Annotated in this window: 13 protein-coding genes; 7 read left to right on the top strand and 6 right to left on the bottom strand. The window is 65.6% G+C overall.

The genetic code is table 11. The annotated features are described in order from the left end of the window. The first annotated feature begins 3 nt into the window (after positions 1-3). The 5 genes from AC07Y0_RS02435 to AC07Y0_RS02415 all read left to right on the top strand — a co-directional run bounded on the left by AC07Y0_RS02435 (position 4) and on the right by AC07Y0_RS02415 (position 4176). Positions 4-810, top strand: a complete 807-nt coding sequence (locus AC07Y0_RS02435) for an ABC transporter permease (RefSeq protein ID WP_498674198.1) — start codon at positions 4-6, stop codon at positions 808-810. 10 nt (positions 811-820) lie between these two features. Next, positions 821-1522: a cysteine hydrolase family protein gene (locus AC07Y0_RS02430; protein WP_498674196.1), complete on the top strand. Its 702-nt coding sequence runs from the start codon at positions 821-823 to the stop codon at positions 1520-1522. Positions 1523-1587: 65 nt separating this feature from the next. Beyond that, positions 1588-2265, top strand: a complete 678-nt coding sequence (locus AC07Y0_RS02425; protein ID WP_498674194.1) for an adenosylcobinamide amidohydrolase — start codon at positions 1588-1590, stop codon at positions 2263-2265. Beyond that, on the top strand, positions 2262-3023 hold the full coding sequence (locus AC07Y0_RS02420; protein ID WP_498674192.1) for a DeoR/GlpR family DNA-binding transcription regulator: 762 nt from the start codon (positions 2262-2264) through the stop codon (positions 3021-3023). Before AC07Y0_RS02425 ends, AC07Y0_RS02420 begins: the two co-directional genes overlap by 4 nt. Before the next feature lie 31 nt (positions 3024-3054). Further along, complete coding sequence (locus tag AC07Y0_RS02415) at positions 3055-4176, top strand: DmpA family aminopeptidase (RefSeq protein WP_498674191.1); 1122 nt, start codon at positions 3055-3057, stop codon at positions 4174-4176. Positions 4177-4221: 45 nt separating this feature from the next. Here AC07Y0_RS02415 and AC07Y0_RS02410 read toward each other — a convergent pair whose 3' ends face one another. The 4 genes from AC07Y0_RS02410 to AC07Y0_RS02395 all read right to left on the bottom strand — a co-directional run bounded on the left by AC07Y0_RS02410 (position 4222) and on the right by AC07Y0_RS02395 (position 7687). After that, positions 4222-4638, bottom strand: coding sequence for a hypothetical protein (locus AC07Y0_RS02410; RefSeq protein ID WP_498674189.1), 417 nt, complete (start codon positions 4636-4638; stop codon positions 4222-4224). Between the two features lie 193 nt (positions 4639-4831). Continuing rightward, positions 4832-6193, bottom strand: a complete 1362-nt coding sequence (locus tag AC07Y0_RS02405) for an aspartate aminotransferase family protein (RefSeq protein ID WP_498674187.1) — start codon at positions 6191-6193, stop codon at positions 4832-4834. 120 nt (positions 6194-6313) lie between these two features. After that, a complete protein-coding gene (locus AC07Y0_RS02400) occupies positions 6314-6955 on the bottom strand; it encodes a TetR family transcriptional regulator C-terminal domain-containing protein (RefSeq protein ID WP_498674185.1) in 642 nt (213 codons plus the stop codon). Positions 6956-6988: 33 nt separating this feature from the next. Beyond that, positions 6989-7687 (bottom strand): fumarylacetoacetate hydrolase family protein, encoded by a 699-nt coding sequence (locus AC07Y0_RS02395; protein ID WP_498674183.1) that lies wholly within the window; start codon positions 7685-7687, stop codon positions 6989-6991. 250 nt (positions 7688-7937) lie between these two features. Here AC07Y0_RS02395 and AC07Y0_RS02390 point away from each other — a divergent pair, with 250 nt between their 5' ends. Continuing rightward, positions 7938-8396 carry a MarR family winged helix-turn-helix transcriptional regulator gene (locus AC07Y0_RS02390; RefSeq protein WP_498674182.1) on the top strand — a complete coding sequence of 153 codons (459 nt, stop codon included), beginning with the start codon at positions 7938-7940 and terminating at the stop codon, positions 8394-8396. A gap of 25 nt (positions 8397-8421) precedes the next feature. Here AC07Y0_RS02390 and AC07Y0_RS02385 read toward each other — a convergent pair whose 3' ends face one another. Next, a complete protein-coding gene (locus AC07Y0_RS02385) occupies positions 8422-9402 on the bottom strand; it encodes a zinc-dependent alcohol dehydrogenase family protein (protein ID WP_498674180.1) in 981 nt (326 codons plus the stop codon). Positions 9403-9533: 131 nt separating this feature from the next. On the opposite strand from AC07Y0_RS02385, the gene mgtA reads away from it, so the two are divergent. Next, positions 9534-12167 (top strand): magnesium-translocating P-type ATPase, encoded by a 2634-nt coding sequence (gene mgtA, locus AC07Y0_RS02380; RefSeq protein WP_498674179.1) that lies wholly within the window; start codon positions 9534-9536, stop codon positions 12165-12167. A gap of 17 nt (positions 12168-12184) precedes the next feature. Here mgtA and AC07Y0_RS02375 read toward each other — a convergent pair whose 3' ends face one another. Continuing rightward, on the bottom strand, positions 12185-12703 hold the full coding sequence (locus AC07Y0_RS02375; RefSeq protein WP_498674177.1) for a hypothetical protein: 519 nt from the start codon (positions 12701-12703) through the stop codon (positions 12185-12187). Between the last annotated feature and the right edge of the window lie 187 nt (positions 12704-12890).

Here is a 12890-nt window from a genome sequence, read left to right as displayed (position 1 = left end):
GACATGGAAACCCGCTCGCAGATCCGCGCCCGCGCCTTCGTCAAGCTCTGGACCGCATTCGTCGTTCTCGCCATCTACCTGCCGATCGTCTGCGGCGCGCTGGCCGGCCTGTCCAAGGGCCGCTACTTCGCCTTCCCGGTCCGCGTCTTCTCGACCGAATGGTGGAGCAAGACCTTTGCCTCGCTGGAAATCCAGACGCTGGTGCAGAACTCGCTGCTGATCGCCTTCATCGTCACGCTGGTCTCGGTGGTCTTCGCCTTCTTCGGCGCACTCGCCTTCGCCCGTTACGACTGGAAGGGCCGCAAGCTGTTCCAGAAGGCGATCCTCTTGCCCGTCTTCTTTCCGCAGCCGGTGCTGGGGCTCGCCCTCCTCCTGTGGTTCAACGCGCTCGGCATCAATCCGAGCTGGCAGACGGCGGTCGTCGCCCATCTCGTCTGGATCGTGCCGGTGGTCACCCTGGTCATCGCCATCCAGGTCTATTCCCTCGACCCGACGCTCGAAGAGGCCGCCCGCGACCTCGGCGCCAGCCGCTGGTTCATCCTGCGCGAGATCACCCTGCCGATCCTCTGGCCCGGCATCTGGTCGGGCGCGCTCTTTGCCTTCCTGCTGTCCTGGGGCAATTTCCCGCTGTCGCTCTACACGGCGGGCGTCGACTCGACGATCCCGAAATGGCTCTACTCGAAGATGGTCGCCGGCTATTCGCCGATGGTCCCGGCGCTCGGCACGATGAGCACGCTTTCGGCCGCCGCCCTGTTGCTTGCCGGCGGACTTGTCATCATGCTGGTGCGCCGCCGCCAGGCGGAAGCATGAGGATCATCGCATGAGCTGGAAGACCGAACGCCGTTCCTTCTACTACCAGGGGGCCCCGGAGCCCGAGGATCCGGTGCTCGAAAAGGGCAAGGTGGCGCTGCTCGTCATCGACATGCAGAACACCTATCTCGATCGCCCGGACCCTGCGACCCTGTCGGCCGTCGACCTTGCCCGCTATCACGCCTGGACGCCGTTCCATGAGCGGATGCACGGTACCGTCGTCCCCAACAACCAGCGCCTGCTGGAGCGCTTCCGGTCGCTCGGCCTCGACGTGCTCTTCGCCCGCATCGCTTGCCTGCGCACCGATGGCCGTGACCGATCGCTCAGCCAGAAGAAGCCCGGCTGGAACAACCTGCTGCTGCCGAAGGACGAGCAGGCCTCGCAGATCCTGTCGCAGATCGCCCCGCTCGACGGCGAGATCGTCGTCACCAAGACGACCGACAGCGCGCTGACCGGCACCAATCTGAGACTCGTGCTCGCCAATATGGGCATCACCCATGTGGTGTGCACCGGCATCTTCACCGACCAGTGCGTCTCCTCGACGGTGCGCAGCCTCGCCGACGAGAGCTTCGACGTGATCGTCGTCGATGATGCCTGCGCAGCCGGCTCGATGGACCTGCATGTGAGCGAGCTGGAGCGCATCCACATGATCTACGCCAATGTGATGAACACCGACGAGCTGATCGGCTATCTGCCGCCCGCGCAAGGATGAGACAGTCGGGGATGGCGCGCGCCCTGGACTTGTCCCACTTGGCCGTTCCTGACACAACTTGGCCGATGAAAGCGCCCGAAATCCTCTGTGCCGGCAAGACCCTCGCCGTCCGCTTCGCCGCCGAACAGGCGGTGCTCAGCTGGTCCCTGAGCCGGCCGGGCTTTGTCCGCGCCGACACCATCGCCTGGCTGGAAATCTCCGAAGCGGACCTGCCAATCGGCGTCGATCCGGCGGCCCTGCTTACCGACCGGCTGGCGGCGGCGGGCTACGGCGATGCGGTGCAGATGATGACCTCGCGCGACGTGACAAAACACCATCGGGCCGTCCGGCAAAGCGGCGATGCGTCGGCCTTCTGCCTGGCGACCGTCGGCCTTGCCAATGCCGGCCGCGTCGGCGCGGACACGCCCCACTCCGGTCGGACAGGCACGATCAATCTCGCCGCCCATGTCGACCAGCCGCTCGATGAAGCAGGCTTGATCGAGGCCCTGTCGATCGCCACGGAAGCGCGCACCGCAGCGGTGATCGATCTTGGCTGGACCAGGGACGGTCTCGTGGTCACCGGCACGGGAACCGACTGCATCGCCGTCGCCTGCCCGGTCGCCGCTCGGCGCCAGACCTATGCCGGGCTTCACACCGATGTCGGCCGGGCGATCGGCGGCGCGGTCTACGACGCGGTGCTCGCCGGCGGGCGGGAATGGGTAAACGAAAAGACGGACGGGCGGCAGGAGAGCAAGCGGCGATGAAGAAACCGAAGAGCGTGCGCCAGGAGCGCATCCTGACCGAACTCAACCAGGCGCCGAGCCTGCGCGTGGCGGAACTCGCCCGAAGGCTCGACGTCTCGACCGAGACCATCCGCCGCGACCTCGACGAAATGACCGAACAGGGCCTGCTCAACCGCACCTATGGCGGTGCCGTGCGCTCGCTCTCCACCGAACCCTCGGTCACCGAACGCCACACCCTCTTCGTCGCCGAGCGCGAGCGGATCGCCCGGGCGGCGGTGCAGATTCTCAAGGGCGCGCAGGTGCTGATGATCGGCTCGGGCTCGACGACGGTGCACACGGCGCGGCGCATCGCGGTCGAGATGAAGAACATCACCGTGCTCACCCATTCCTTCGGAGTGGCGACCGTGCTCTCCATCAATCCGACGATCAAGGTTGTCATGCTGCCCGGCGACTATCACGCCACCGAAGGCGCGACCGTCGGTGCTCATACCGTTTCCTTCCTCAATTCCTTCTACGCCGACTTTGCCATCCTCGGCGCAAGCGGGCTGGGACCGGACGGACCTTCCGATGCGTTGCTCGAATGCGGCGCGGTCTATACCGCAATGGTCTCACGGGCCGCGCGCACCGTCGTCGTCGCCGACCATTCCAAGCACGACCGGCTCTTTCCGGCGCGCTATGCGCCCTGGCGCGACATCGCGAATGTCGTCACCGACCAGGCGCCGGGCGACGAACTGAAGGAAAGCCTGGACAGCAACGGCGTGAAGCTCACGGTCTGCTGAGAGAAGACGGGTTGCCAGAGGGAGCGATGCCATGACCGACGACACGACCGCACCCGGCAGAAAGCGCGCCCGCGATTTCGGCATTGCCTTCGACGGCACGCCCGGTCCGCTCAACGCCATCACCGACGTCGCCGGTCTCCATGTCGGCTTCTCGACCATCCGCGAGGAGACGCCCCGCCCCGGCCGCAAGCTGCCAGTGCGCACCGGCGTCACCGCCATCCTGCCGCACGCGGCAGCGGATGAACCGGTTCCCGTCTTTGCCGGCATCCATCGCTTCAACGGCAATGGCGAAATGACCGGCTCGCACTGGATCGAGGACGGCGGCTACTTTGTCGGCCCGGTGCTGATCACCAATACCCACAGCGTCGGCATCGCCCATCACGGCGCGGTACGCTGGATGATCGATCGATATGCCGCGACCTATGAAGGCGACGAGCATCTATGGATCATGCCGGTGGTGGCCGAAACCTATGACGGCCTGCTCAACGACATCAACGGCCAGCATGTCACCGTCGACCATGTCTTTGCGGCACTGAACGGTGCTGCATCCGGCCCGGTCGCGGAAGGCAATGTCGGCGGCGGCACCGGCATGATCGCCTACGGTTTCAAGGGCGGCACCGGCACCGCCTCGCGCAGGATCGCCATCGACGGCGAGCCTTTCACGGTCGCAGCCCTGGTGCAGGCCAATCACGGCCAGCGCGATTGGCTGACGATCGGCGGCCTACCGGTCGGCAAGCTCATGCGGCAGGACGCTCCCGATCTTTCCGAACGCGGTTCGATCATCGTGGTGATCGCCACGGACCTGCCGCTCGCGCCTCACCAGTTGCAGAAACTCGCCCGGCGCGGCGCGATCGGCATCGGCCGCAACGGCACGATCGGCGGCAACAATTCCGGCGACATCTTCCTCGCCTTCTCGACCGCCAACCCCCATCCGATGCGCCACAAGGCCGGCCCGATGCTCACGTTGAAAATGGTCAACGACGAGATCCTCGATCCGGTCTACGAGGCCGTGGTTCAAAGCGTCGAGGAGGCCGTGGTCAATGCGATGATCGCGGCGGAGACGACCGGCGGCACGCCGCATGATCGCTACCGCATCGAGGCGATTGACGGCGACAGTGTCGCCAGGCTTTTGGCCCAGAGGACGCCCGGCTGAGGAGAAATCCACCCCTTCATGGGCGCGGATCAGGGCGTGCCCAGCTCAGTCCCCCTGCACCTTCTCAACCTCGTCGCCCACATAGACGATGACATAGCCGCCCGCCGGCGCCGCTTCCGCCGCCCGACGTTTCAGCTGGCCCAAATAGGGCTCCTGCCGCCAGAAATCCGGGTGGCGCGGATCGACGAGAACGGTCAGTTGCGGTCCCTGGGCATAGACCATCATGTGGCAAACCGTCGGGTCCCATTCCGGCCCCCAGTCCCCGTCCGACATCCAGGCACAGAGGAAATCGCGGCAGGTTCCCGGCCGCGCGGCATAGGCCGTGCACCCCTGATCGCGAACGCAATGGCGACAGAGCGTATTGGCCGGCTTGTCCAGCTCGTCGATATCCGGCAGGTCGCAGCACAGCGTGCACGACCGGCAGGAACGCTCGATCAGCGGCAGGTTGGAAACATCAGGCATCGGGTGTCTTCTCATCACGTCGCGCTTCTATCACGCGACGTGCCGCAAGGCATCTCGGTACAAACGCATCCTTTTACGCTCTATGGCCGATGCAGCCCCGCAGCCTATGCCCGCTTCGCCCTACCCCGGTCGCGAGTCCAACGACCTTCTCTCGATGGCATGCGGGGCGGTTGGGCCGCCCCGCATCCGGAACTCAGCGGAGCGCGACGGTGCGGCGCGCCTCGGCAACCGACTCGCGAATCACCCGTGACAGCGTCGTGACGATCTCGCCGAGTTCCTCCTCACTGGCATTGTAGGGCGGCGCGAGGATGACGGTGTCGCCGGCGGTCCCGCCGACATTGCCGGTGCAGGGATAGCAGATCAGGCCGGCATCGAAGGCCCGCCGTCCGATCGCCGCATGCAGGCTGGCATAGGCCGGGAACGGCTCCTTGGTCTGCGGATCGCTCACCAGTTCCAGCCCGATGAAGAAGCCGCGCCCGCGCACGTCGCCCAGCTCGCCGACATCGGCCAGGGCCGAGCGCAGTTCCCGCTGAAGGATGACGCCGCGATCGAGGACCCGTTCGAGCAGGCGGTCGCGCGTGACGATCTTCTGCACGGCGACGCCGGCGGCACAGGCCGCGGTGTGGCCGGTGAAGGTATGGCCGGTCATTGCCCCGCCATGCGCGGCCATCAGCGTCTCGTGCACCTTGTCGCTGTAGAGCGCCGCTCCCAGCGGCTGGTAGCCGGCGGCCAGCCCCTTGGCCACGCTCATGATGTCGGGAAAAATGCCGTCATGTTCCAGCGCCCGCCAGGTTCCGGTGCGACCTGATCCGCACATGACCTCGTCGCCGATCAGCAGCACGCCATACTTGTCGCAGACCGCGCGGATCGCCTTGGCATAGCCTTCGGGCGCCGGCACCACGCCGCCGGCGGCACCGACCACCGGTTCGAAGATGAAGGCCGCGACCTTGTCCGGCCCGATCTCCAGGATCTTGTCTTCCAGTTCCTTAGCCAGATGGGCGACCAGCCCCTCGACGGTGACGCCTTCCGGCGGACGGTAGGCATTGGCGGCAGAAACGAAGGCGACGTCGAGCAGGCTGCCCTCGAAGGAATCGCGCCGGGTCTTGAAGTGCGAGACCGACAGCGCACCGAGCGTATTGCCGTGCCAGGAGCGCTCGCGCGCGATGAACCGGCGGCGGCTCTTCTCGCCCCGGGCCGTATGATACTGCAGCGCGATCTTGAGGCAGGATTCGACTGCTTCCGAACCGCTCGACACATAGATGATGTTGGGGAAATGCCCGCCGGTATTCTGTGTGATGATCTCTGTCAGCTCTTCCACCGCATCCGAGGTGAAGAGATAGCGATAGGCGTGCGCTATGCGGTCGAGCTGCTGCTTCACCGCTTCAGTCACTTCCGGATGCGCGTGTCCCAGGCAATAGACCGCCGGGCCGCCCGAGCCGTCGAGATAGCGCTTCCCTGTCACGTCGTAGAGATAGCTGCCGCGGCCATAGTCGATCTTGGGCAGGGATTGCACACCGTAGCTGCTGCCGGTGCTGGTGATTTTCGGACTGGACATCGTGGCTCTCTTGGGGTTGCGCGGACGGCGTGAACTGGGCGGGCACCGGCACACAGCCGGCCTTTGACGACGCGATGATAGCGCTGCAGTCGTCAGAGGCAAGAGAAATTAAACGAGTGTTCAGTTTTGTCGTGCGCTGTTCGACCCGGCCTCGGTGGCAAGCATGGAATCGGTCCATTGCTCGCAGAGCCCGATCGCCTCCTCCGACGAGAAGGTGTGCGGATTGAGGCACCATTCCAACCACAGCCCGTCATGGATGGCGACGAGCCCGATCGCGGCGAGCCTGAGATCCGGCGTCGGCCGGCCGGACGCTTCCCAGACGGCCGCCAGCAGGGTTTCCAACAGGCGCCGGTATTCGGCATAGGTGCGGTCGTGCACCTCGGTCATGATCGTCGAATGATCGATCATGCCCCAGAACACCACCCAGGTCCTGAGCGTGCTGCGCTCCAGCACCGGCGCCGACAGCGAGGCGCGGAAATAGGCGCTGAGCCGGGCCCGGGGATCGGTCCCCGCCGCTTCCACCTTGTCGCGGATATTGGCGAGCAGGCCGAGCGACAGGGTCTCGTAGGCATGGCCGACGAGCTCGTCCTTGCTGGCGTAGTGATGGTTGATGAGGCCGACGGAAATGCCGGCCTCCTGGCTGATCTTGCGGATTGACAGCCCGGCATGGCCCTCGCGGGCGAGGCAGGCGAGCGTCGCCTCGATCAGCGCCCGGCGACGCTCCTCCGGCAGCTTCCGTTCGAATTTACCAAGCTCGCCCATTCAATGCTCCTCGCCGCCGCTCGCCGCCAGGCCCTATTCCGCGGCACCGATGGTGATCGTCACCGGTTGCAGCCCGTCGATCGCGCCGGTGATCCGGTCGCCCGGGGACACCGGACCGACACCGGCCGGCGTTCCGGTGAAGATGAGATCGCCGGGCACGAGATGATAGAAGCGCGACAGGTGACTGATCAACTCGGGGACAGACCAGACCAGATCGCTCAGATGCGCGTCCTGGCGGATCTCGTCGCCGACCTTCAGCGAGATGCGCTGGGAGCCGACTTCGGGGAAATCGGCGGCCTTGGTGATCTCCGCGATCGGCGCCGACTTCTCGAAGGCCTTGCCGAGCGACCAGGGACGCTGCTTGGCCCGCTCGGCAAGCTGCAGGTCGCGCCGTGTCATGTCGAGGCCGGCGGCATAGCCGTAGATTGCCTTGGCAGCATCCTCGACGCTCACCCGGAAGGCCGGGGCGCCGATCGCCACCACCAGTTCCATCTCGTAGTGAAAATTGGACGTGCCCGGCGGATAGGGAATTTCGCTGCCGGTGGGCACGATCGCCGATGCCGGCTTGGTGAAATAGAAGGGCGTTTCGCGATCGACTTCATAACCCATTTCGGCGGCGTGTTCTGCATAGTTGCGCCCGACGCCGAAAATGCGGTGAACCGGATAGCCGGCCGTCTCGCCCCGCACGGGAACGAGCGGCGTGGCGGGGATTTCGAAAAGTCTCTTCATCATGGTCCTCGCACTCGCTGCTGGCACCGGCCGCGCATCTCATGCGTCGGCCCGTCCCCGACATAAATCAGGAACGCCGGCGCCTCGCCAGTCCCGGTGCTGAAAAATGGCCGTGCCCAATCCACAATCCGCTCCCGGCTCGAACGCCTGCGTTCGCGGCCGGGCGCCGGCGCGCGAAAACGCCGCTCTTTTTTGTTGGCGCGATAAGCGCTAGAGAAAAAGCACAAAATTTTGCGGGGGGAACGCAATCGTGATGCTCGAAATCTATGAGATGCCCGGTCATCTGGTCCGGCGACTGAACCAGGCCGCCGTGTCCGTGTTCATGGACGAAACCGGCAAGAAGGGCTTCGACCTGACGCCTGTTCAATATGCGGCGCTGAGTGCCATCGAGGCAAAACCGGGACTGGACCAGGCGACGCTGGCGAGCCGCATCGCCTATGACCGCGTGACGATCGGTGGGGTGGTCGACAGGCTGGTGCAGAAGGAACTGGTGCGCCGCGAGACCAATCCGAGCGACCGGAGGGCACGCAATCTTTTCGTCACGGAAAAGGGCACGCAGGCGCTGACCGAGATACGCCCCATCGTCAAGGACGTGCAGTCGATCCTGCTCGAAGGGCTGGACGCCGACGAACGCCGGCAGTTCATCGGCTTGCTGCAGAAGGCATGCGAAGCGGTCAACGAGCGTAGCCGCGCGCCGCTCCGCATGACCTGACGCGCTTCGTCCGTCGCCGGGCCATTCACGGCACCAGGACGGCCGCACCCTGGAACCGGCCTGCCCTCAGATCCGCGAGTGCTTCGTTGGCGCGCTCCAGCGGATAGACCGTCGTCGTGGTGGTGACCCCGGCACGAGGCGCAAGTTCGAGAAACTCCACGGCGTCGGCCCGGGTGAGATTGGCGACCGAGAGCACCTGCCGCTCGCCCCACAGGATCGAATAGGGAAACTGCGGGATGTCGCTCATGTGGATGCCGCCGCAGACGACGCGGCCGCCCTTGGCGACGGCCCTCAGCGCCGCTGGCACGAGTTCGCCCACCGGCGCAAAGATGATCGCGGCATCCAGCAGAACCGGCGGACTCTCCTCGGAGCCGCCTGTCCAGACGGCGCCGAGCGAACGGGCGAGCGCCTGCGCCGCCTCATCCCCGGCCCGCGTAAAGGCATAGACCTCGCGTCCCTGATAGACGCAGACCTGCGCGATGATATGGGCCGCCGCGCCGAAACCGTAGATGCCGATCCGCCTGCCTTCGCCCGCCATCTTCAGCGAGCGCCAGCCGATCAGCCCGGCGCACATCAGCGGTGCGGTTGCGACCGGATCGGAGAAGCCGTCGAGCGGAAAGGCGAAGGCGGCATCCGCCACCACATGGCTGGCAAAGCCGCCGTCGCGGGTATAGCCGGTGAAGCCCGGATTGTCGCAGAGGTTCTCCCGCCCGCTGTCGCAATAGCCGCAACAGCCGCAGGCATGGCCGAGCCACGGAATACCGACGCGCCGGCCGAGTGACAGATCGACACCTGCGCCGCAACTGTCGACAATACCGACGATCTCGTGCCCCGGTATGAGAGGCAGCTTGGGCTCCGTCAGGTCGCCGTCGACGACGTGCAGATCGGTGCGGCAGACGGCGCAGGCTTCAACGCGCACGACGATCTCCCCCGGACCGGCCACCGGATCGGGCCGCTCTTCCCGCCTCAAGGGCTCGCGCGGCGCATGCAGCACCATGGCTCTCATATCATCAGTCTCCCGGCCCGGTCGGGCGTGGAAGACCGCGCGCCGATCGTCTATGCTGGATCAGCCTTCATGACACCGTGATCGGAATCAAGTTCTTTTCGCCGACCGCCGCGCCGAAACAGGATGCCGCCATGCCGTCCGCGCCTGCCCCCTTTTCTTTCGAAGCACCGGAAAGACGCGCCTACTGGAGCCGGTCCCAGGCCGATCTCCTTGCTGAACTCGAAACGTCGCCCCGAGGGCTGACGAGCAAGCAGGCCGAGGCGCGGTTGAAGAGCGTAGGCGCCAACGTGTTTCGCGAGGAAGGCCGCTGGTCGGGCTTCAGGATCTTCCTGTCGCAATTCGAAAGCCCGCTCGTGCTGATCCTCGTAGCGGCCGCCGCCATCTCGATCGCCGTCGGCGAGTGGAAGGAGGCGACGATCATCACCATCGTCATCCTCGCCAGCTCGCTTCTGAGCTTCTACCAGGAATATTCGGCCTCGCTGGCCGTGCAGAAGCTGAAGGAACGGATCGCCTTCAAGGTCAAGGTCTGGCGCGACGGCGAGATGCGCCCGCTTGCCGCCAGCGCTCTCGTCCCCGGCGACGTGATCGAGGTGGCCGCCGGTGACCTCATACCCGCCGACTCCGTGGTGATCGAGGCAACCGACCTGCATGTCAGCCAGTCGGCGCTGACCGGCGAGACCTATCCGGTGGAAAAGCGCGCCGGAGAAATCCCGGCCGCAACCACGCTGGCCAACCGCACCAACGTGCTCTTCACCGGCGCCTCGGTGCGCAGCGGCATCGGCCGGGCGGTCGTGGTCGAGACCGGCTCGGCTACCGAATACGGCACGATCGCCGGGCACCTCAGGCTGGAACCGCCGGAGACCGACTTCGCCCGCGGCATCCGCCGTTTCGGCTACCTGATGACCCGCATAACGCTGATCATGGTCGTCGTCATCTTTGCCGGAAACCTCATTCTCGACCGCCCGCTGATCGATTCCCTGCTGTTCGCCCTGGCGATCGCCGTTGGCCTGACGCCGGAACTGCTGCCCGCCATCGTCAGCGTCACCCTGTCGAACGGCGCCCGGCGCATGGCCGACGGCGGCGTGATCGTGCGGCGCCTCGCCTCGATCGAAAACCTCGGCAGCATGAACCTGTTGTGCACCGACAAGACCGGCACGCTGACGGAAGGCGTCGTCCGGCTCGAACGCGCCGAAGGACCGCTCGGCGCCGGCCGCCCCGATCTCATGCGGCTCGCGGCGCTCAACGCCCGCCTGCAGAACGGCATGGCCAATCCGCTCGATGATGCGATCGCGGCCGCGGCGACCGCCCAGGGCATCGATACGGCGGCCACCCGCAAGGTCGCCGAAATCCCCTACGACTTCCTGCGCAAGCGGCTGTCGGTGATCGTCGAAAATGCCGATGCCACAGGACACCTGCTGATCGCCAAGGGCGCGCTCAGCAACGTGCTTGAGACCTGCAGCAAGGTTGAGGACGGCGACGCGGTCCGGCCGCTCGATGCAGAAAGCCGGGCGGCGATCGAGAGCCGTTTCGCCGCCTGGGGCGACGAGGGCTACCGCGTTCTCGGCCTCGCCGTCCGCCACTTCGCAACGCCTGCCGACCGCTACGATCGCGACAGCGAGCAGGACCTCACCTTCGCCGGCTTCCTGCTGTTCAGCGATCCGCCGAAGCCCGGCATCGTGGAAACGCTCTCGGCCCTTGCAACACGCGGCGTCGGCGTCAAGGTGATCACCGGCGACAACCGCTTCGTCGCCGCGCATCTGGCCCGATCCGTCGGATTGAAGGTCGATCACATCCTGACCGGCGAAGAACTGGCGCGCACATCCGACGAGGCGTTGGCCGCACTCGCCGTGCGCACCGACTTGTTCGTCGAGATCGACCCCAACCAGAAGCAGCGCATCATCACGGCGCTGCGCAAGCGCGGCAATGTCGTAGGCTATCTCGGCGACGGCATCAACGATGCGCCAGCGCTCCATGAGGCGGATATCGGTATCTCGGTCGAGGGGGCCGCCGACGTCGCCCAGCAGGCTGCCGACATGGTGCTCATCGACAAGAACCTCGACGTGCTGTTGGAAGGCATCGACAACGGTCGGCGCACCTTCGCCAACACGCTGAAATACATCTCGACCACGACCAGCGCCAATTTCGGCAACATGATCAGCATGTCGGTCGCCTCCTTCGTCCTGCCGTTCCAGCCGCTGCTCGCCAAGCAGATCCTGCTCAACAACTTCCTCTCCGATATTCCCTCTCTGGCGATCGCCAGCGACAATGTCGACGAGGATGCTGTGATCCGCCCGCAGAGCTGGAACATCGCCTATGTCCAGCGCTTCATGGTGGTCTTCGGCCTGATCAGCACCGTCTTCGACATGCTGACCTTCGGCTTCCTGATCATGGTCGCCAGGGAGACCGCTGCCATCTTCCAGACCGCCTGGTTCGTCGAGTCGCTGATCACCGAACTCGCCATCGTGCTGGTGATCCGCACCTCCAAGCCCTTCTGGAAGAGCAAGCCCGGCCACTGGCTGGTGCTGTCGACCGTCGCGGTCATCGTACTTGCACTGGCGGTGCCCTACCTGCCCGGAGCAGACTGGTTCGGCTTCGTGCCGCTGCCGCCGCACGTGCTCGCGGGGCTGGGCGTGATCACGCTCCTCTATCTGCTGGTGTCGGAGATCGCCAAGTACCGGTTCTTCGCCCATGAACACGACCGCTTCCTGCCGAAACGGCGGAGCCGGGCTGAGCGCCCGGTGAGGACCGTGCGCCACCGGCAATGACCGCTTGCGGCGGAGGATCAGCAGCGCTGTGACAGCCGACACCCGGCATCTGCCCAGAGACCGGCCCGCCGCCGCATCGCATCCTGCTCCACGGTGATCAGCCCCGCATCCCGCGCCGCGCGCACATAGCCGGAGGCGACCAGCGTCTCGGCGACCCGATATTGCCCGATCCGACAGTCGATCATCCATGTCTGCAAAGCGATCGACCAGGCCCAGCATTCGAGAAAGCGGCGGTTGATCAGGCTTTTCAGGAAGGCTCTGGACAGGCTGCCGCAAGCCCGGATGCTACCGTCGTCGGCGTGGCAGATGCGCTTCGGGTCGGGCGCTACCACGTCGGCGATGATGAAGATCATGCCGTCCTGTCGGAAGGACCCGCCATCGAAGGCCTGGGCCTGCGGCTTGATGCGGATCCTCATGACGAAGGCGTCGAAGAGACCCGGCACGCGTTCATACTGCTGCCCCGCACGGTCGACCCGGACCGGGCGATCGGTCCAGATCGACTCCTGCGAGCCGGCATAGGGTAGTTCATTCGCCACACAGTCATGCGCGGCGGACAGCGTGAGCAGAACAAGAAGGGTGTTTATCCGATGGATGGCAATCCTCCAGGCCGGCCCGTGTGCCGCGCTGAAATATCGCCAGACCTGCCGGAAGTAGAACAGACACAGGAGACAAGATGCCGAAGGAGTGATGAAATGCAATTTATCATTAATGCCGTCACTCCAA

It is taken from the genome of Allorhizobium sp. GW101-3B10 (assembly GCF_059424725.1).
The sequence above is the reverse complement of the archived record's forward strand: the minus strand, read 5'-3'. Positions and strand labels throughout refer to the sequence as shown.

Bases quoted from the DNA above. Each gene is read 5' to 3' on its own strand.
- AC07Y0_RS02395 (WP_498674183.1), bottom strand. From the start codon at position 7,687: ATGATGAAGAGACTTTTCGAAATCCCCGCCACGCCGCTCGTTCCCGTG.
- AC07Y0_RS02430 (WP_498674196.1), top strand. From the start codon at position 821: ATGAGCTGGAAGACCGAACGCCGTTCCTTCTACTACCAGGGGGCCCCG.
- AC07Y0_RS02435 (WP_498674198.1), top strand. From the start codon at position 4: ATGGAAACCCGCTCGCAGATCCGCGCCCGCGCCTTCGTCAAGCTCTGG.
- AC07Y0_RS02410 (WP_498674189.1), bottom strand. From the start codon at position 4,638: ATGCCTGATGTTTCCAACCTGCCGCTGATCGAGCGTTCCTGCCGGTCG.
- AC07Y0_RS02420 (WP_498674192.1), top strand. From the start codon at position 2,262: ATGAAGAAACCGAAGAGCGTGCGCCAGGAGCGCATCCTGACCGAACTC.
- AC07Y0_RS02400 (WP_498674185.1), bottom strand. From the start codon at position 6,955: ATGGGCGAGCTTGGTAAATTCGAACGGAAGCTGCCGGAGGAGCGTCGC.
- AC07Y0_RS02385 (WP_498674180.1), bottom strand. From the start codon at position 9,402: ATGAGAGCCATGGTGCTGCATGCGCCGCGCGAGCCCTTGAGGCGGGAA.
- AC07Y0_RS02390 (WP_498674182.1), top strand. From the start codon at position 7,938: ATGCTCGAAATCTATGAGATGCCCGGTCATCTGGTCCGGCGACTGAAC.
- AC07Y0_RS02405 (WP_498674187.1), bottom strand. From the start codon at position 6,193: ATGTCCAGTCCGAAAATCACCAGCACCGGCAGCAGCTACGGTGTGCAA.
- mgtA (WP_498674179.1), top strand. From the start codon at position 9,534: ATGCCGTCCGCGCCTGCCCCCTTTTCTTTCGAAGCACCGGAAAGACGC.
- AC07Y0_RS02425 (WP_498674194.1), top strand. From the start codon at position 1,588: ATGAAAGCGCCCGAAATCCTCTGTGCCGGCAAGACCCTCGCCGTCCGC.
- AC07Y0_RS02415 (WP_498674191.1), top strand. From the start codon at position 3,055: ATGACCGACGACACGACCGCACCCGGCAGAAAGCGCGCCCGCGATTTC.